At 46.2% G+C, this 17547-nt stretch carries 13 protein-coding genes; 4 read left to right on the top strand and 9 right to left on the bottom strand.

The genetic code is table 11. The features are described 5' to 3' along the window. Window positions 1-26: 26 nt before the first annotated feature. The 8 genes from CAG69_RS11455 to CAG69_RS11420 form a co-directional block, all read right to left on the bottom strand. The gene (locus CAG69_RS11455) at window positions 27-1289 is read right to left on the bottom strand and encodes a hydroxymethylglutaryl-CoA reductase (protein WP_161444255.1); all 1263 of its coding nucleotides are present in this window, start codon (window positions 1287-1289) and stop codon (window positions 27-29) included. A gap of 351 nt (window positions 1290-1640) precedes the next feature. After that, the gene (gene manA, locus CAG69_RS11450; RefSeq protein ID WP_161444253.1) at window positions 1641-2858 is read right to left on the bottom strand and encodes a mannose-6-phosphate isomerase, class I; all 1218 of its coding nucleotides are present in this window, start codon (window positions 2856-2858) and stop codon (window positions 1641-1643) included. A 124-nt stretch (window positions 2859-2982) separates the two neighbouring features. Then, on the bottom strand, window positions 2983-4323 hold the full coding sequence (locus tag CAG69_RS11445) for an MFS transporter (RefSeq protein ID WP_161444250.1): 1341 nt from the start codon (window positions 4321-4323) through the stop codon (window positions 2983-2985). 6 nt (window positions 4324-4329) lie between these two features. Further along, complete coding sequence (uhpB, locus tag CAG69_RS11440) at window positions 4330-5832, bottom strand: signal transduction histidine-protein kinase/phosphatase UhpB (RefSeq protein WP_161444248.1); 1503 nt, start codon at window positions 5830-5832, stop codon at window positions 4330-4332. Beyond that, window positions 5832-6440 (bottom strand): transcriptional regulator UhpA, encoded by a 609-nt coding sequence (gene uhpA / locus CAG69_RS11435; RefSeq protein ID WP_005376090.1) that lies wholly within the window; start codon window positions 6438-6440, stop codon window positions 5832-5834. The genes uhpB and uhpA overlap by 1 nt, the downstream gene beginning before the upstream one ends. 138 nt (window positions 6441-6578) lie before the next feature. Then, entirely contained in the window at window positions 6579-7973 is a 1395-nt protein-coding gene (gene uhpT / locus CAG69_RS11430; RefSeq protein ID WP_021707729.1) for a hexose-6-phosphate:phosphate antiporter, read from the bottom strand. 406 nt (window positions 7974-8379) lie between these two features. Further along, window positions 8380-9210, bottom strand: coding sequence for a formate dehydrogenase accessory sulfurtransferase FdhD (gene fdhD / locus CAG69_RS11425; protein ID WP_161444246.1), 831 nt, complete (start codon window positions 9208-9210; stop codon window positions 8380-8382). A gap of 53 nt (window positions 9211-9263) precedes the next feature. After that, entirely contained in the window at window positions 9264-10148 is an 885-nt protein-coding gene (locus CAG69_RS11420) for a LysR family transcriptional regulator (RefSeq protein WP_005460961.1), read from the bottom strand. Window positions 10149-10814: 666 nt separating this feature from the next. On the opposite strand from CAG69_RS11420, the gene CAG69_RS11415 reads away from it, so the two are divergent. The 4 genes from CAG69_RS11415 (at window position 10815) to CAG69_RS11400 (ending at window position 15695) form a co-directional block, all read left to right on the top strand. After that, entirely contained in the window at window positions 10815-13139 is a 2325-nt protein-coding gene (locus CAG69_RS11415; protein WP_161444244.1) for an FdhF/YdeP family oxidoreductase, read from the top strand. A gap of 297 nt (window positions 13140-13436) precedes the next feature. After that, window positions 13437-13913: a DM13 domain-containing protein gene (locus tag CAG69_RS11410; RefSeq protein WP_041853065.1), complete on the top strand. Its 477-nt coding sequence runs from the start codon at window positions 13437-13439 to the stop codon at window positions 13911-13913. A gap of 141 nt (window positions 13914-14054) precedes the next feature. Further along, window positions 14055-14855: a PhzF family phenazine biosynthesis isomerase gene (locus CAG69_RS11405; protein ID WP_161444242.1), complete on the top strand. Its 801-nt coding sequence runs from the start codon at window positions 14055-14057 to the stop codon at window positions 14853-14855. Between the two features lie 144 nt (window positions 14856-14999). Then, window positions 15000-15695 (top strand): aspartate/glutamate racemase family protein, encoded by a 696-nt coding sequence (locus CAG69_RS11400; RefSeq protein ID WP_161444240.1) that lies wholly within the window; start codon window positions 15000-15002, stop codon window positions 15693-15695. A gap of 76 nt (window positions 15696-15771) precedes the next feature. Here the strand turns inward: CAG69_RS11400 and CAG69_RS11395 are convergent, their stop codons facing one another. Continuing rightward, window positions 15772-17475 carry an FAD-dependent oxidoreductase gene (locus CAG69_RS11395; RefSeq protein ID WP_161444238.1) on the bottom strand — a complete coding sequence of 568 codons (1704 nt, stop codon included), beginning with the start codon at window positions 17473-17475 and terminating at the stop codon, window positions 15772-15774. Window positions 17476-17547 lie beyond the last annotated feature (72 nt).

The raw sequence follows: 17547 nt of genomic DNA, 5'->3' as shown, positions 1-17547 counted from the left end.
GTGTTCTCTTGTACAAAGTAAAAGGATTATTTTCTAGCAAGTTTATGGTGAGCTCGGGAGAAGTGATCGGCACAAAATGCGCCGACAATTGAGAGTTCACCGGCCAGACAAAGCGCAGCTGCGACTTCGGCTAACGCTTTCGCATTGCCGTTGCCGTGCAAACCCAAAATATCCAAACATGCTTTTTGCGTTGGAAGGCCAGTACCACCGCCAACCGTTCCCACCATGATGTTTGGCAAGGTCACGCACGCGTACAAGTTGCCTTGAGCGTCCACATCCATACGAGTGATTCCAATAGCAGACTCTGCAACGCAAGCGGCATCTTGACCACAAGCAATGTACAGCGCGGCAAGGGCATTTGCGTAATGCGCGTTGACGCCAATTGTCCCGCTGAGTAAACCACCCACCGTGGTCATTTTGCCAAATTGAACCATAGACTCCGGCGTCGTATGCAGATATTTTTCCACCAACTCAGCAGGAATGGTCACTTCGGCGGATACTTTCTTACCGCGTACCGAGCGCAGTGTGTGTGCGTTTGCTTTTTTGTCGCCTGATAAGTTGCCATCCAAGAATGCTTGAGTTGGTTTGATTGGGCTGGTCGCCAAAATATGATGGAACACTTCGTTTGTTGCGATGGTCACCATGTTTTGTCCGGAAGCGTCACCAGTCACGTATTCAAAGACCAAATAAACATGGTTTCCTTCGATATTTACATTGATGTCTTTGAGTTTGCCATGTGAGGTGGTGGATTCCGCAATTTGACGAAATACGTCAAACTGGGTCACAACCCAACTGACGAACTGGCCGGCGTCAGCAAGGTGATTAAAGGCGAACACTGGTGTTCGGCTCACCCCTTCACTTAGTAACAATGCGCTCGCGCCACCAGCGGCGGTGATAAGATTTGCGCCACGGTTGTAGGAAGCGACTAACGCGGCTTCTGTCGTTGCGAGCGGAACCAAAAAGTCATCGTTCGCATACAAGCCGTTGACGCGCAAAGGGCCTGCAATGCCGACCGGCACATTAACAGTACCAATGAAGTGCTCGATGTTGTTGGAGTAAGCATCGCAATGTGACTGCGTGAAAGGATCAAGGAGATGATCTTTATTGGTCACGTGTTCCAATACTTGCCAACGGCGCGCCAAATGCTTATCCGATAGGCCAGGGCTTAAGCAGAGACGTTTCTCTGGCTTGTGAAACTTCGGTTCTAATGCCGATTGAATCTTACTGCTGGTTTCGATATCGGAAAGGGCGGAGCTTTGAACAGGGTTATCTTGGTTTAACTTCGGCATACAAACGTTAACTGAAAAATCGAACCAGAGATTGTAGTGATTGAGGCTTTGATTACAACGTTGATTATACGTTTTGCAACAAATACCACTGTGCAAGCGCCTTTATTATCCAAGTGATTTGATATTGGAGCGACGAATTTATCGGACATAAATGGGTTTTGACAATGAATGTTGAGTAAATGGTAGATCCGGGAGGTTATGGCTTTTAGAGAAACTGGCCTGTAGGTGTTTTGATTCGACAAGGTGTAAGCATGAGTGCCTTAAGAGCGGAATGGTTCAATCTATGAAAGGAATAAATTGTCTAACCCAGTCCCTTGGGTCAGACGTTAGTTTGAATCAGTTGTTCAAAAACTAGTTGAAGGCGCGAGCCACACGTCCCGCACTTTGAATGCGATAATGGCCAACGTAAGCAGGAACAAATACAGATTGTCCTTTCGCGGCGGTTAATGTCTCACCGTTATCACTGATGAGTGTCAGGTCGGCATCAATCGCCATCAAAATCTCTGCGCTGTTTGCCTCAACCACTTCATTGTTCGGTTGGTTAAGAATGCTGAAACTAAAGTCTGCCACTGGAACGGGGTAAAGGCTCTGGCAACCATTGGCATTGGGTTCTAAAACAAGGCTGTCAAAAGGCTTAGGCACAAAATTTGTGCATTTAACCAGTTCTTCAACATCCATATGTTTCGGCGTGAGTCCTGCACGCAAAACGTTATCTGAGTTCGCCATGATCTCTAATCCCGTACCTTTAATGTAAGCGTGTGGCGTTCTTGCGCTCAGGAACATCGCTTCGCCAGGCTGCAGCGTGATGACATTCAACAGTAAAGGCGCAAACAAGCCGACATCGCCAGGATATTGAGTGGATAGATCCAAGATGAGCTGGAAGACGTCGCTGTCAGTGCCTTGCTCCGATTGACGTGAAGCGTGGGCAAGAAGCTGTTTCAGTGCACGCTCTTTTGTTTCTCCTTCCATGGTCAGAATGTGCACAAAGAAATCGCGTAAACCTTGTGAGTTGATTTCGCGTTTGAATGCATCTAGCGGTGTGCGTAGCTCATCGATATCGCAAAGGCTAAATGCCTCAATAATCTCGGCATACGAGCGAAAACCGTTCATGGCTTGGTAACTTGTCAGCGCGTACACCAACTCAGGTTTATGGTTTGGATCCTTGTAGTTACGATGGCTTGCGTTTAGTGGGATCCCAGCACTTTGCTCTTTTTCGAAACCTATTTCGGCATCTTGTTTGCTTGGGTGAACTTGAATCGACAGTGCGTGTTCGGCCGCTAAGATTTTAAACAGAAAGGGCAGGTCGCCAAATTTTGCTGCGGTTTCTGCTGATAAATAAGCGGGTTGATTTTGTTTGATCAGTTCAGACAAAGGCAGCGTGTTTTGCTCAATCTGAACTTCAGAGCAGCCGTTTGGGTGAGTACCCATCCATACTTCTGCTTGAGGCTCATTTGTTTCGTTAGAAAAGCCAAACAAATCGTGAATAGAAGAGGTGCTTCCCCAAGCGTAGTTTTGGATTTTGTTGTTCATTTGAAAGAAGCTATGCGATGAAATAGTGTTCAAATTCATGAATTTTTCCCATAGTTAACTCTCCGAACTGAATCGGAAGAAAAATTGAGCAGAGATACGTTAAATAAGGAGGGCGAGCGCGGTTAGGTCACTCGCCAATTTGCCCGAAGGGCGATAAGTCGATTTACAACCGAGGTTTTGGTTCGAGTGGTTTTCGTGATGGTTGCGCTTGCAAAAATGGCAGCAACAAAAGGCCAATGACGGCTGCACAAACTGAAATGGTGATGAAGAAACCCGTCCAATGATATTCTTCAAGAATTAACGCCAGTGGGTAACCTGACAATGCTGCGCCCATGTAGGCGAACAAGCCCACGAATCCTGTTGCCGCGCCGGCAGAATCTTTGTGAGAGCACTCAGCCGCTGCCATACCGATCAGCATTTGTGGCCCAAAGACAAAGAAGCCGATGGAGAACAATCCCGCCGCTTGGAATGCAAAGTTGGTCAGAGGCATCAGCCAAAGCGCAGAGACAGATAAGAAAATCCCAATCGCGAACAGCAAGTTCATTGGCCCACGGTTACCGCCAAAGAGTTTGTCTGAGCCCCAACCCGCAACCAATGAACCAACAAAACCTCCGATTTCAAACATCGACAGAGCAGCGTTGGCGTTAATCAGGCTATAGTGATGCTGCTCGGTCAAGTACAGGTTTCCCCAGTCATTGATTGCGGTTCGGACGATGTAAACCAACACATAACTGAACGCGAGCAGCCAGATGTATTTGTTGTTAAATACGTACGATTTCAGAATTTCGCGGTAGGTGAGGCCACGTCCGTAATTTTCTTGCGCAAGTTCTAGTGCGTCGTTGCGCCATTGGCCGACACTTGGTAAACCCATTGTTGTGGGTTTGTCGCGCAATCGCCAACAAACGAATAGACCGAGCAACACCCCGATGATGCCGGGTAGAATAAAACCTTCACGCCAGCTGTAGTGCAACGTTAAATAGCCCACCAAAATAGGGATCAGCGCGCCACCAACGTTGTGTGCGGTGTTCCAAATCGCCCATAAGAAGCCACGCTCGGAACGTGAATACCAAGTGGTTAACAGCTTGGAGCATGAAGGCCAGCCCCAGCCTTGGAACCACGCGTTTAAGATCCACAGAGTAATGAAAGCCGCGAGTGAGCTAGAAAAGCCGAACGCGATGTTGACCAGACCTGTCGCAATCAATCCTAATCCCATGAAATAACGAGGGTTAGAGCGATCTGAAATCGTACCGGAAATAAACTTCGAGCAGCCGTAAGTAATGTAGAAAAGCGTACCGATAAGACCCAAATCGCCTTTATCTAAGCCAAGATCGGAAATCATCGCTGGTGCGGCGTAGTTAAAGGTCTTACGGGTAAAGTAGAAACCTGCGTAGCCAATGTACATCCCCAACATAATGTGCAAACGCCAATGGCGGTAACGCTGGTCGATTTGCTCGTTGCTTAGACTCGGTTGAGTAAATTTAGGTGAACGTAAAAATCCAAACATCTTGAGTTACACCTTAGGTAAAGTAATGCTGATTTGTGTGCCGATCACTTGATCGCTGGTGGAGTAGATAACCATTTTTCCACCTAACGCGTGCACACGCTCTTGCATGCCGCGAACGCCCATGCCTTTCATGCTGTCCTGAACTTTGAAACCGACACCATCATCGTGAATCATCAGTGACACCGCCGTTTCTCCAATTGTCAGCTCAATATTGATCAACTGCGCTTCTGCGTACTTGGCTGCGTTATTTAATGACTCTTGGCATAAACGGAATAGGGTGACTTTGAGTGTGTCACTCAGGCTGGTGTAATCGCCTTGCCAGTTCAGTTGAACAGTCGTTCCGTGATTGGCGAATTCCATCTCTCGCGTCAGTTGCTCGACGGATTCTTTTAAGTCCAAATCATCCAGCATTTTTGGTCTTAGCTTGCTTAACAGTCGCTTAGTGGTGTCGTACACGTTGAGAGAAAGTCCTTCAATCATGTCTGCGCAACCTACGCGTGTTTCTGTGTTATTTACCCGCTTAATGATGTTGGCTTGTGTGCGGATTGCCGTGATGTTCTGTCCAATTTCGTCATGCAGTTCGCGCGCAATATCGCGTCTTACGGACTCTTCCGCTTTGATAAGCTGGCGAGACAAATTCTGATTGCGTGCAAGTTCACCACGCAGTTTTTGATTGAGGTCTTTTTGTTTCTGAACCCCTAAACCGAGCATAATGCCAGTGATGGTTTGCGCTGAGAGAGATAATAACAAATCGGTGATTTCTAGATTCGACACGCCGCTACGAGCCGCAATCAGCGCAATGCTGTTGAGCATGGTGGCGAGCAGAGCACCTTGCCAGCCGTAACGCAGAGCAAGCACGATGATTGGAATCGCCATACAAAACGGCGCAAATCGTTTTAGCTCTTCAGGCAAACTGGTTTGCACCAAAATACTGCCGATCAAAAGCAGCGCATAAAGCACGATATGACGCACCTGAAATACAACGGCATTACTAAGTAGGAGAGAGCTAAGCGGAGACCAACGACTTTGGAACAAATAGCTCCACAACAGGTAGCACATAGGCACCACGAGCAAGCCTCCAGAAATGCTAGCCAGCCATACCATGTAAACCGAAGGAACGTGAAAACCAACGGCCATCACATTAATAAACGCGCTAATGATAATGATTGCGCTCATCACGGCTAAATGGCGGTTTTGGTCTCCGTAGTAGTATTTTTTCGCAATCAGAGTGACCGGGATACTGGCAATGCTCGCAATCAGCACGGTAAGCCACTGCGGTTGACCCAGTAACATCGCAAGTGCGATGGAAAGCCCCCACTCAGAAAGGTAAATCGTCGGCCAATAAGCGGTGCGAGTGTGCAGGGCGACACCTAATCTTAAAGCGAAAGGAAACAATAAGATCGCCAGCTCGGGATCATTGACAAAGTAATAGGCAATCACCCATAAGCAGAACCAGGCGCAAGCCATAACAAATAGTCCGCAAATGGTGGTAACAGCGTAAGCTCGCATTAAAAGGACTCTTGAGAAAATAGTTTGGCGAGCTCAACGTTGTTTTTCACGCCGAGTTTGTCGATGGCATTCGCACGATGCACATGCACGGTCTTGTGGCTCAAGCCAAGCTCTGCCGCGACTGACTTGACATCTAACCCAGTAGCAAGTAGCTGACAGACCTCGTTTTCACGTTTTGTCAGTTGGCATAGAGAGGTGGTGTTGTCGCTAGGCGTTGCAAGTTTAAGTGCAATATCTGATGTGAGGTAACAGCCGCCAGAAGCACTGGTTCTCACGGCTTGAATAAGTTCGTCTGGGCTACAGCGTTTACTAAGATAGCCCTTTGCACCTAGCTTTAGTGATTTTTCCACCATCGCAGGGGAGTCATGCACGCTAAGCATCACGCAGGCAATGCCAGTTGGTATTTCGCTGAGAAAGTTTAAGCCGCTTTCATCTGGCATGGAAATATCTAGGATGACGACGTGTGGGTGTACCGCAGGCAACCCTTTTCGCGCTTCGGCGACAGAGCCGAATTCACCAACAACGGTAATATCACTTTCTAAATTTAATAATTGTGCGAAACCCGAACGCACGATGACGTGATCATCAACTAGAGCAACATGAATCATTATTACAACCAAATAGAGCAGACGACTAACAACAATAAGCTCCAACAGGAGCCAATAGAAAAACCTTTAATGATACTGAATTGAACCATGCTTTTTAATGATCTCGCGCGCTTTACCGAAGTAAAGCGCGCAGAGAAGTTAGGCTTGGTTTTGTGCAAGTTGAAGCTTCTTCGCGTGTCGAATCTTCTTCTCTTCCGCGATAGCGACGAAAGCAAGCAAAACAATACAAATCATGGCGGAGGTATCTAGGGCTGCGAAGGTACCTTTCCAACCTGTTAAGCCGAAGATAGGTGTACCGTCTGCAATCATACCGAGACCAAGTTTCGCGAAGCTGTCACCGATTAGGTAAGCGAATGTACCTTTTACGCCGTCAGCCACACTGATTGCTTTTTTAGGGACAAAACCAACCGCGGCAACACCGATAAGAAGTTGCGGACCAAACACCAAGAAGCCCAATACAAATAGAGAGGCTAAGTACATGAACTCGCTAGTGGCGTGTTGGTAGAACTCAAGCGATACGATGATCAAACCAAGAGACACACAAGCAACCAATGCGCGGCGACCGTTTGCTAAGTCAGATAAGTAACCCCACATCAAAGTACCCACAAGCGCACCGACTTCGAATAGAGTAAAGCCAGAGATTGCCGTTTCTTTTGACAGACCAAGTTCTTGGTACGCGTATACCGTTGACCATTGGTCGATACCAATACGCACGATGTAAAGGAAGATGTTGGCAAAGCAAAGTAGCCAGATAACTTTGTTTTTAAGAACGTATTCAACAAATATTTCTTTTTTGGTCATCTGGTTTTCTTCTGCGGCGGTGTCTTCTTCACTCACTGCTTCATCGAAAAGTTCTTCTACTTTTCCTAGACCGTAAGCTTCTGGAGAGTCGCTACCAAAGCGCATACCGATAAAGCCGACGATGATCGCGATGATAGAAGGGAACACGAACATGCCGATTACGTGGCCGTCGAATAGGTAGTTAGCACCGAAAAGAGCAACACCCGCTGCGCCCGCACCACCAACGTTGTGTGACATGTTCCACAAACCTAGGTAAGAGCCGCGTTTGTTACGAGGTGTCCATTTTGTAATGGTTGAGTAACTAGAAGGGCCACCAGTACTTTGGAAGAAACCACTTAGAGCGTAGAAAGCCACCATCAAGAACAGGCTTGCACTACCGCCGCCCATGCTGAAGCTGAAACCAAGCATTGCAAGACCAGAAAGGATCAGCATAAAAGGGAGGAATTGCTTGGTGTTCTTACCGTCAGCGTAGTAAGACACAACGGTTTTACCGATGCCGTATGTGATGGAGAAGCCAAGGCCAATAAGACCTAGGTCTGTCATGCTCAAACCGTAAGTTGAGATCATGTCGTTTTGCGCGACATTGAAGTTCTTACGAATCAAGTACATGGTTAGGTAGCCGATGAATACGACCAAGTAAGATTGGATGAACGGTTTAAACCACATCTTTCTTCTAACTTCGACAGGAAGATCGAGGGTCGGCTTCCGCACCTGTTCGAGGAATTTTAACATGATGAACTCTCTTGTAATTGTTTTAGAAACACAACGGAGACCGTTATGCGCTCTTGTTACCTTTGACTGAGCGGAATTCTAGAGAGTGGTTTTGTGAGGCACATGAGATGGTTGCCTAGATCGGCTAGGAAAAATTCCTAGAAATGCCTAGGAAGGCGGAAAAGCGTGAAAAGAGTCACACAAAACCCTTACTAATTTATGGTTTTTTGACAGCGTTCTTATCGGATTGGAAAGCGTTCAAATGCAAGCAGGTTAATATACGCAAGCTTAGTGCTGACAAGGGGTGAGCACGTTTGGTTGGAGAGAATAGTGTCTTGTCGCTAAGTATCAATTGGGAACGAGAAGCAAACAACAGAGACCCAGAGGTCTCTGTTAGAAATATTAGGAATTCGGCTAGGTTGACGTGTTAAGGGGCAGGGCTGTATAGACGCGGCGAGCCGTGTTTTGGTAAGTGAATTAGGTTCAAATGGTTTCTTCTTGCCCATTCGACAGTTAACGCTGTAGGTGCAGATAAGCAAACCAGAGTGGGGATACGCGCGCGAACGGCTTTGTGGATCAACTCTAAGCTGCAACGGCTTGTCATGATTGCGAAGCCACTTTGAGGCTCGATGTGATTGTTGGCCAATGCGCCAATCAACTTATCTAGCGCGTTGTGGCGGCCGATGTCCTCTCGGCACAACTTGATGTTGCCTTGTAAATCTGCAAATAAGGCGGCGTGTAACGCGCCAGATTCACGTGCGGCTTCTTGGTGCAGTGCGACTTTGTCTCGCAGCCCTTCGAATACATCGGAGCGCGGAGGAAGAGACGGTGTCAGCGGCGCCAAATCAGGCAAAGCTTGTTCAAGAGCCTCGACGCCACAAATGCCGCATCCGGTTGTGCCAGCAAGATTTCGGCGTTGTGTTTTTAACGCCCAGAAAGCGCGGTTGCCGATTTCCACTTCCGCATAGTGAGATTCGTGATCGCCACCAATTTCAATGTCTTTGATCTCTTTGAAGTCGTGGACGATGCCTGTGCTTAGGCTAAACCCTTTCACGAAGTCTTCCAGATGGCCTGGCGTCACCATCATGACCGCTTGGCTAATGCCGTTGTAGCTGATAGCTAAGGCGGATTCACTCGCCAGCGACATTTGTTGTACTGGGCGGCCATCAATCAATTCTCGGTAATTGAACGCACTTGGTTGAGGTGGTGCTTGATTGAAATCGGACAGTTCAAAATAAGATTGAGTAGTACATCTCATGAAATCACCTCATAAGCCGTTATGTATGCCAAAAATTGACGTGTGGATTCTTGTTATCGATTGAATATGTTTTTTGCTTCTGCGAAGCACTGATCGGTTAGCGCGGAGAAGGGTTCTTGTTTTCGCTTTAACAAACCTAGTGGGGCGTGAACGGCGGCTTCTTCGATAGGGATAATGCGAAGCGTATCGTTCAACTCTTCCAATCCACAATTCAGAGGCATAATGGCGCAACAAAGGCCACTGGTTACTGCTTGGATCAAGTGAAAGGTGGAGTTACTTTCAATGACGGTTTGCGGAACCAGCCCTTTACTCACAAAGCTAAGATCAATGGAGTGGCGATAGTGCATGCCCTTCGAAAGCAGCCCTAGCGGAATGTTATTGAGTGACTCCCATAACACTTCAGATTCGGCAAAATCAAAATGACGCTCATCGAATAAAACGCCAAGTTTGGTTGAATCTAGCTCGATAACATCGAAGTAAGCGGTGTTGACTTGATCGACATAACACATCCCTAAATCCAGTTGATTGCGATTGAGTTGGTCTATGATCTGTTCGGTCGTCATGGAGAGTATTTGAAAGCGTAACTCAGGGAACTGTTGAGCTAATGGTTTGAGCAATTGCATAGGGTTTTGGCTGGCGAGTGGCACCATTCCAAGCCGAAGAGAGCCGACCAACTGACCACGGCAGTTGGCGGCTTCGGCTTGCAATCCATCATGAGCTGCTAAGACGGTTTTTGCCCAAGCTAAAATGCGTTCTCCGGCTTCAGTAAATCCTTCAAATCGTTGACTTCTTTGGATTAATTCGAGATCGAGTTCTTCCTCTAAGCTTCGGATTCTCATGGACAAGGTAGGCTGCGTAATGTGGCACAATGCGGCGGCTTGACCAAAGTGTTTGGTCTGTTCAAGTGCGATGAGATATTTAAGTTGTTTTATATCCATAATGGCTTGTTAACCTTGCGTTGTGAGTCACATGTACGGGGGAACTCCCTAAAAAGGGCACAGCACTACCGTACTTTTTAAGCGCTGGAGCGTTTTAACTGGGGAATGGAAAACCAAAACCAAGTCAAGAATAAAACCACACTCAAAATTGATCTGAATCAAGGCTATTCCTGATATTAATTAGGGTCAAATTTAAAGTATCTATAGTGTGATAGATACTATCTATTATCAAGAGGGCCGATTTTATTGAGTTCGTTAAGCGAACTAGGTGGAATCGAATGGGAAAACGATTAACCTCATAAGTTGTATTGATTAAAAATGTGCTGACCGTCAGTGGAAAAAATCGTCATAGATTTTGTTTATCACTCGGTCAGGATTATCAATTGGACGCATATTGAATAACGACTTAATCTTTGATTTAGATCAAGGCGCAACAATGCGAATTGAATCTACCAGTCTTAGAAACAGTAGGCGGGTATCCGATATCAAGAATCTAGATAAGTAAACGCTCGGACAAGCGAGAGTATGTTGAGTGGTTACTTATTTGGATTAAAAAATACATGGATTAGAAACTAAGCCCTTCAATACTTCCGCATTATCTCAATAAATAACGCGCTTGTTTTCACGGGCACCCTGCTTGCTGGTATATCTGCGAGGAGTAAAGTCGTGAGCCAAAAAGAACAAATAAAAACATACAAAGGTCCAGCTGGTGGTTGGGGTGCACTGAAAGCCGTAACCAGAAGTTGGTGGGGCAGTGAAAATGCAGTTAAAAACATTCGCACTATGCTCAAAACCAACCAAAATGGCGGTTTCGACTGTCCGGGATGTGCATGGGGTGAGTCGCTAGATAGTGGTAAAGTCAATTTCTGTGAGAATGGCGCGAAAGCGGTAAACTGGGAGGCGACCAATCGTCTGGTTGATCCTGAGTTTTTTGCCAATCACAGCGTATCTTCTCTCTCAACGCAAACCGATTACTGGTTGGAATACCAAGGCCGTATCACGCACCCAATGCGATACGATGCTGAATCCGATCACTACGTGCCAGTCTCTTGGGATGAGGCTTTTGCACTTGTCGCGAAACATCTCAATCAATTGGATTCACCACACCAAGCTGAGTTTTATACCTCTGGTCGTGCAAGCAACGAAGCGGCGTTTTTGTATCAGCTATTTGTGCGCGCATTCGGTACCAATAACTTTCCAGATTGTTCCAACATGTGTCACGAAGCCAGTGCAATAGGGATGAAAGACACCATTGGCGTTGGTAAAGGCACAGTGATCTTTGATGATTTTGAAGAAGCCGATGCGATTTTCGTGATTGGTCAAAACCCGGGCACGAACCACCCACGAATGCTTGAACCTCTGCGCGAAGCGGTAAAACGTGGTGCACAGGTTATCTGTCTAAACCCGCTGAAAGAGCGCGGATTAGAGCGTTTCCAAAACCCACAAATGCCGATTGAGATGTTGAGTAATGGCTCAGAGCCTACCAACACGGCGTACCTGCGTCCTGCTTTAGGTGGAGACATGGCAGTGTTTCGTGGCATCGCGAAGTTCTTGCTGCAATGGGAACGCGAGGCATTGCAAAACGGTGGCAAAGCGGTATTTGACCGCGAATTCATCAAACAACACACGATAGGTATTGATAAGTATTTGGCTGAAGTGGATGCAACCTCTTGGGAACACATCGCGGAACAATCGGGTCTTGATTTAAGTGAAATCGAGATGGTGGCGAGCATGTATCGACGTGCAGAACGTGTGATCATGTGTTGGGCGATGGGGTTGACTCAGCATCGTCACTCTGTGCCAACCATTAAAGAAGTCGCAAACGTGCAAATGTTACGAGGTAACGTTGGTAAGTCGGGAGCGGGGCTTTCACCAGTGCGTGGTCACAGTAACGTTCAGGGCGACCGTACGATGGGCATTGATGAAAAACCTTCAGATCTGTTGTTGGATCGCATTGAAAGTCGATTTAACTTTGACGTCCCGCGTGGTGAAGGCCACAACACTGTGCAAGCCATTAAAGCGATGGAAGAAGGGCAAGCGAAAGTATTTATCGGTTTGGGCGGTAACTTTGCACAAGCAACGCCAGACACAGAACGTACGCACAACGCGATGCGAAACTGTAATTTAACCGTACATATTTCGACGAAGTTAAATCGTTCTCACCTTGTCACAGGTAAAGATGCGCTTATCCTTCCATGCTTAGGCCGTACTGAGATTGATCTGCAAGCGACTGGCCCACAAGGCGTGACGGTTGAAGATACCTTCAGCATGGTACATATCTCATTTGGTCAGCTAAAACCGCGTTCGGAGCATTTGCGTTCAGAACCAGCGATTATTGCCGGTATTGCCAATGCTACACTGGGGGCAAAACCAATTGATTGGTTGTGGGCGATTGAAGATTACGACCGTATTCGCGATTTGATTGCCGACACGATTCCGGGCTTTACCGACTTTAACCATAAGCTTAAACACCCGGGTGGATTCCACTTGGTAAACCCAGCTGCTGAGCGTCGATGGAACACACCAAGCGGCAAAGCGCAGTTCAGCTCTAGCGAGTTGCCGAAGCAGTTGATCAGCGAAGCGATACTCGAAAAAGGCCAAAAGCCAGATTTGATTTTGCAAACCATGCGCTCACACGACCAATACAATACGACACTTTACGGCTTGAATGACCGTTATCGTGGAGTATTTGGTATGCGCGAAGTGCTGTTTATCAATGAAGCGGATATTCGTAAACTCGGTTTTGAACCGGGAGACAAAGTGGACATGGTGTCATTGTGGGAAGATGGCGTTGAGCGCCGTGTGAGCGGATTTACGCTTGTTGCCTATGATGTACCAGCAGGTCAGGCGGCGGCTTACTATCCAGAAACAAACCCATTAGTTCCTTTGGACAGTTATGGGGATAGAACGTTTACGCCAACCTCTAAGTTTATTGCGATTAAATTGGAAAAATCGACATCCGATAAAATCGATTTGGTGGAAGCAGAATAGTTCCCAAACCAGCACAACGACATTCCAGATAACCAAACGGCTGATATCAATTATCAGCCGTTTTTAATTGCTCACTTTGCCTTTAGAACATTTCGTCGAAGGCGTGTAGGGGGCTGAATTAAAATAGTTATTTTCGTTAATAACGGGGTTATTGGATAGCACTCTAAAAGGCAGCAATTAAGGCGCATTGGTCCAGCTTGTGTATAATATTAATGAAATTAGGCTATTAGACGTATAACCTGACGGATGTCTGTATTTGATCCGAAATCTAAGCTGATGAAACTAACAAGAAGATAGATGACCTTGAAAAGTATAATTAAATTAACGTTAAGCCACTTAGTGGCTGTTGCGATTGGTATTGCGATAGGTATCTATACTTTACCGATTCTTATTGCACCGCCTGCGCCGACCGATGAGCAAGTTTCTGAGAGCATGCAAGGTGCAGAATACAGTGCAGTTGTCACGAGGGACCTCAAAGATAGCGACGCTTTTCATTGGGGAGAAGGTGAAATTCATTTGAGTTCTCAAGCTATTACGCTGGTAGGAAAACTCGCTCCCGGGCCTGACTATAAACTCTATTTATCTCCTAAATTTGTCGAGACTGAACAAGCGTTTAATGACCTTAAATCTGAGATGAGCTTGGTTGGTGATGTCAAAACATTCAATAACTTCGTTGTTGAGGTTCCTCAAGGGATTTCCATTTCTGAATACAATACTGTTGTTGTTTGGTGTGAAACATTCGGTGAGTTCATTACTTCGGCAAAATACCAATAAATCCCATCAGGAGAAGAAGTGGTTTCTTCTTAGTTAAGAAAGGTTTACTGCTCAAATAACTGGTGCAATACATTACGTGGTACAAATGCACTAAGCGCTGCTAATGGTTCTACAGTGGTTGATAGAACTTAAGGATATTTTGTGGAAGTTAAAATTTTTCAGGTCGACTCGTTTACATCAGATGTGTTCAAAGGCAATCCTGCAGGTGTGTGTATCACAGAATCAAGCCTTGATGAGGAAATGATGTTGGCCATAGCGGCAGAGATGTCACTATCTGAAACCGCGTTTCTGTCATTAAACACAATGCAACTTCGTTGGTTTACACCTGAAACGGAAGTCGCTTTGTGTGGACATGGCACATTGGCCACGGCGCACGTGCTGAGAGAGCAAGGGTTATATAGTACAGGTGATACCATTGAGTTTGGCACGCTATCCGGCGTTTTAACTGCACAACTTGATCATGATGACATTCATTTGGTGCTTCCTGCTCCTATTTTAGATATGCGAGCAAGTATTAACACAGACTTGCTTCACGGCTTAGGGCTCGATGTGGTTGATGTAATCGCTTATGGTCAGTTTGATAATAAGCAGTTGATCGTCATCAATGATGAGTCTTTGATAGAGCAACTCGAACCTGATTTTAGTGCGCTGCTTAAACAAAAAGGTCGTGGAGTTGTTATCACTGCTCAATCAAGCACTGACGCTGATTTTGTCTCTCGTTACTTTGCCCCTTGGGTTGGTGTTGATGAGGATCCAGTGACAGGTTCTGCTCATTGCGCTTTATGTGTTTACTGGGCTAAAGAGCTCGGTAAAGCGCAATTAAAAGGCTTTCAAGCATCCAAGAGAAGTGGAGTTGTTTATACAGAATTATTGAATCCGGAATGCGTTAAGCTTTCTGGAAGTGCGGTAACAATGTTGAGAGGAGATATGAGAATCGCGTAGTCGTCCTTTTTGGTTCTCGTTTTTCTGATTGCAGGTTTATCCAGTTCTCACTAGTGACAAAGCTAGAAGGCTGTCTATTCACGTAGTTGATTTTGTTTGTAAAAACACCCCTGCCATGGTGGTGTATAACGATTGGAGAGTTATATGAAAACTATCGGTCTTCTAGGCGGCATGAGTTGGGAGTCGACGCTTAGTTATTACAAATTGATCAACGAAGGAGTCAAAGAGGCGTTAGGCGGCCTAAATTCCGCAAAAATTTGTATGTATAGCGTGAATTTTTCAGATATAGAGAAACTTCAACACCAAGGTAAATGGGAAGAAACGGCAAGTATTCTATCTGATGCTGCATCTTCAATAGAAAAAGGGGGCGCTGATTTTATTCTTATTTGTACGAACACAATGCACAAAGTTGCTCCCCAAATTGAAGCCAGCATTAATCTCCCCATACTACATATCGCAGACGCGACTGTTGAGTTACTTCGTGAGAAAGGGGTTCAAAAGGTCGGACTCCTTGGTACTCAATTCACAATGGAGCAAGACTTTTACAAAGGACGGCTTTCCGACCTCTATGGGCTGGATGTCATAACTCCTGCTCAAGATGATCGCTCTATAGTGCATAACATTATTTATAAAGAGTTATGCCAAGGTGAAATCAAAGAGGAATCGAGAACGATATACCTGCAAATTATTGAAAAACTAAAAGAGCAGGGGGCTGAAGCTGTGATTCTCGGGTGCACTGAAATTGCCTTACTTGTAAACCAAAGTCACACCGATGTTACGCTACTTGATACCACTTCTATCCATGCTCAAGCGGCAGTCCGTTTGGCGATAGAAGGTTAATGAGTTAGATTTGAGACCATGTAAATAAACAAAAGAGAAAACCAATCCCTCGGTTTTCTCTGTTTTTATTATCCCGTTATAAGCGCGAGAATTTGAGTGTTCTGTATCCACCAATCAAGTTACGAGCTTTATAACCATTGTTGACCAGTTGACGGTATGCCACGTTACCGCGCAAGCCGACCTGACAGTAAATCACAATCTCTTTGTCTTTTGGTAGTTCACCCATACGATTGCGTAGCTGATCAACCGGAATGTTGATTGCCCCTTCAAGATAACCAACAGACTCCAATTCACCCGGGTTACGAACGTCGAGGAGAATTTGATCTTCAGTCAGGTTGTCGATTTCATCGTAATGAATCGCCGCTGCGTCACCTTTGATGATGTTATTTGCCACAAACGCCGCTTGGTTGATCACATCTTTTGCACTGCCGTAAGGTGGCGCGTAAGTCAGTTCAAGATGCTGTAGTTGCTCAACCGTCATGCCAGCACGTTGTGCAACAGCCATAACGTCGATGCGTTTATCGATGCCATCTTTACCAACTGCTTGAGCACCTAAAATCTTGCCTGATTTTGGATCGAACAACATTTTGAACGACACCACTTCTGCACCAGGGTAGTAGCTCGCGTGGCTTGCGGTATGCACGTACACTTTTTCGTATTCAACGCCAGCGCGTTTCAATTGTTTCTCGTTTTTACCGGTAGAAGCCACTGCAAGGTCAAAGATCTTACAAATCGCTGTCCCTTGTGTGCCTTGGTAGGTTTCTTTGCGGCCAAGCATATTGTCTGCTGCCATACGACCTTGACGGTTTGCCGGGCCTGCAAGTGGCACTAGAGTTTGCTCGCCTGTCACGAAGTCTTTCTCTTCTATCGCGTCGCCGACAGCGTAGATAGATGGGTCGCTGGTTTGCATGTATTCGTTCGTGTAAATACCGCCTAGCGCGCCAATTTGAAGGCCGGCTTCTTGCGCCAGTTTTGTCTCAGGACGTACACCGATTGCCATGATCAGAATATCGGTAGTGAGTTTTTCACCGTTGTTCAGTGTTAACTCCAATTCACCTTCTAGGTGTTGGTGTTTCTCACTCTCACCAGAGTCGAAACTTGCAACGTGCTCGTTAGGTACGAATTTCACAGATTCAAGCGCGACGCCAAGTTTTAGGTCGATACCTTTGTCACGAATTTCTGCATGAGCAAAGCCTGCCATTTCACGGTCTACTGGCGTCATGACTTGGTCTGCCATTTCGATCAGAGAGGTTTTAATGCCAAGTTGGTGGAAGGCTTCCATCATTTCTAAACCGATGAAACCGCCGCCAACAACCGTCGCATGCTCTGGCTTGTTCATTTGGATCGTTTCGATGATGCGATCCATATCTGGAATGTTACGTAGCGAGTGGGTGAGCGGGTTATCGAGACCTGGAATTGGCGGAACAATAGGGCCGGCACCTGGGCTAAGCAGCAGAAAATCGTACGATTCTACGTATTCAGACTCATCCAACAGGTTTTTGATCGTAACGGTCTTGTCCTGTCGGTTAATAGAAACCACTTCATTCATCACGCGAACATCAACGTTAAAGCGTGCTAAAAAGCTTTCTGGCGTTTGTAGTAGTAACTTACTGCGTTCTTGGATATCGCCGCCGATGTGATAAGGCAAGCCACAGTTGGCAAATGAAACGAATGGGCCACGTTCAAACATGATGATTTCGGCATCTTCGCTTAGACGACGAGCACGCGCCGCCGCAGATGCACCACCTGCAACACCACCGACGATTAAGATCTTAGTCATTTTTAACTCCAAGTTTTAGGGCGAACTGACCTTTCACGAATAGCCAGTGTGAAAGGTCACTACGCTCTAGAT

The sequence above is a fragment of the Vibrio sp. V43_P6S15P86 genome (assembly GCF_009904725.1).
GTDB classification, from domain to species: domain Bacteria; phylum Pseudomonadota; class Gammaproteobacteria; order Enterobacterales; family Vibrionaceae; genus Vibrio; species Vibrio diabolicus.
Note: the sequence above shows the minus strand (reverse complement) of the source record. Positions and strands in the feature narration are given on the sequence as shown.

Excerpts from the sequence above, each read along its gene's own strand:
- CAG69_RS11455 (WP_161444255.1), bottom strand. The coding sequence starts at position 1,289 with ATGCCGAAGTTAAACCAAGATAACCCTGTTCAAAGCTCCGCCCTTTCC.
- manA (WP_161444253.1), bottom strand. The coding sequence starts at position 2,858 with ATGAATTTGAACACTATTTCATCGCATAGCTTCTTTCAAATGAACAAC.
- CAG69_RS11445 (WP_161444250.1), bottom strand. The coding sequence starts at position 4,323 with ATGTTTGGATTTTTACGTTCACCTAAATTTACTCAACCGAGTCTAAGC.
- uhpB (WP_161444248.1), bottom strand. The coding sequence starts at position 5,832 with ATGCGAGCTTACGCTGTTACCACCATTTGCGGACTATTTGTTATGGCT.
- uhpA (WP_005376090.1), bottom strand. The coding sequence starts at position 6,440 with ATGATTCATGTTGCTCTAGTTGATGATCACGTCATCGTGCGTTCGGGT.
- uhpT (WP_021707729.1), bottom strand. The coding sequence starts at position 7,973 with ATGTTAAAATTCCTCGAACAGGTGCGGAAGCCGACCCTCGATCTTCCT.
- fdhD (WP_161444246.1), bottom strand. The coding sequence starts at position 9,210 with ATGAGATGTACTACTCAATCTTATTTTGAACTGTCCGATTTCAATCAA.
- CAG69_RS11420 (WP_005460961.1), bottom strand. The coding sequence starts at position 10,148 with ATGGATATAAAACAACTTAAATATCTCATCGCACTTGAACAGACCAAA.
- CAG69_RS11410 (WP_041853065.1), top strand. The coding sequence starts at position 13,437 with ATGACCTTGAAAAGTATAATTAAATTAACGTTAAGCCACTTAGTGGCT.
- CAG69_RS11400 (WP_161444240.1), top strand. The coding sequence starts at position 15,000 with ATGAAAACTATCGGTCTTCTAGGCGGCATGAGTTGGGAGTCGACGCTT.
- CAG69_RS11395 (WP_161444238.1), bottom strand. The coding sequence starts at position 17,475 with ATGACTAAGATCTTAATCGTCGGTGGTGTTGCAGGTGGTGCATCTGCG.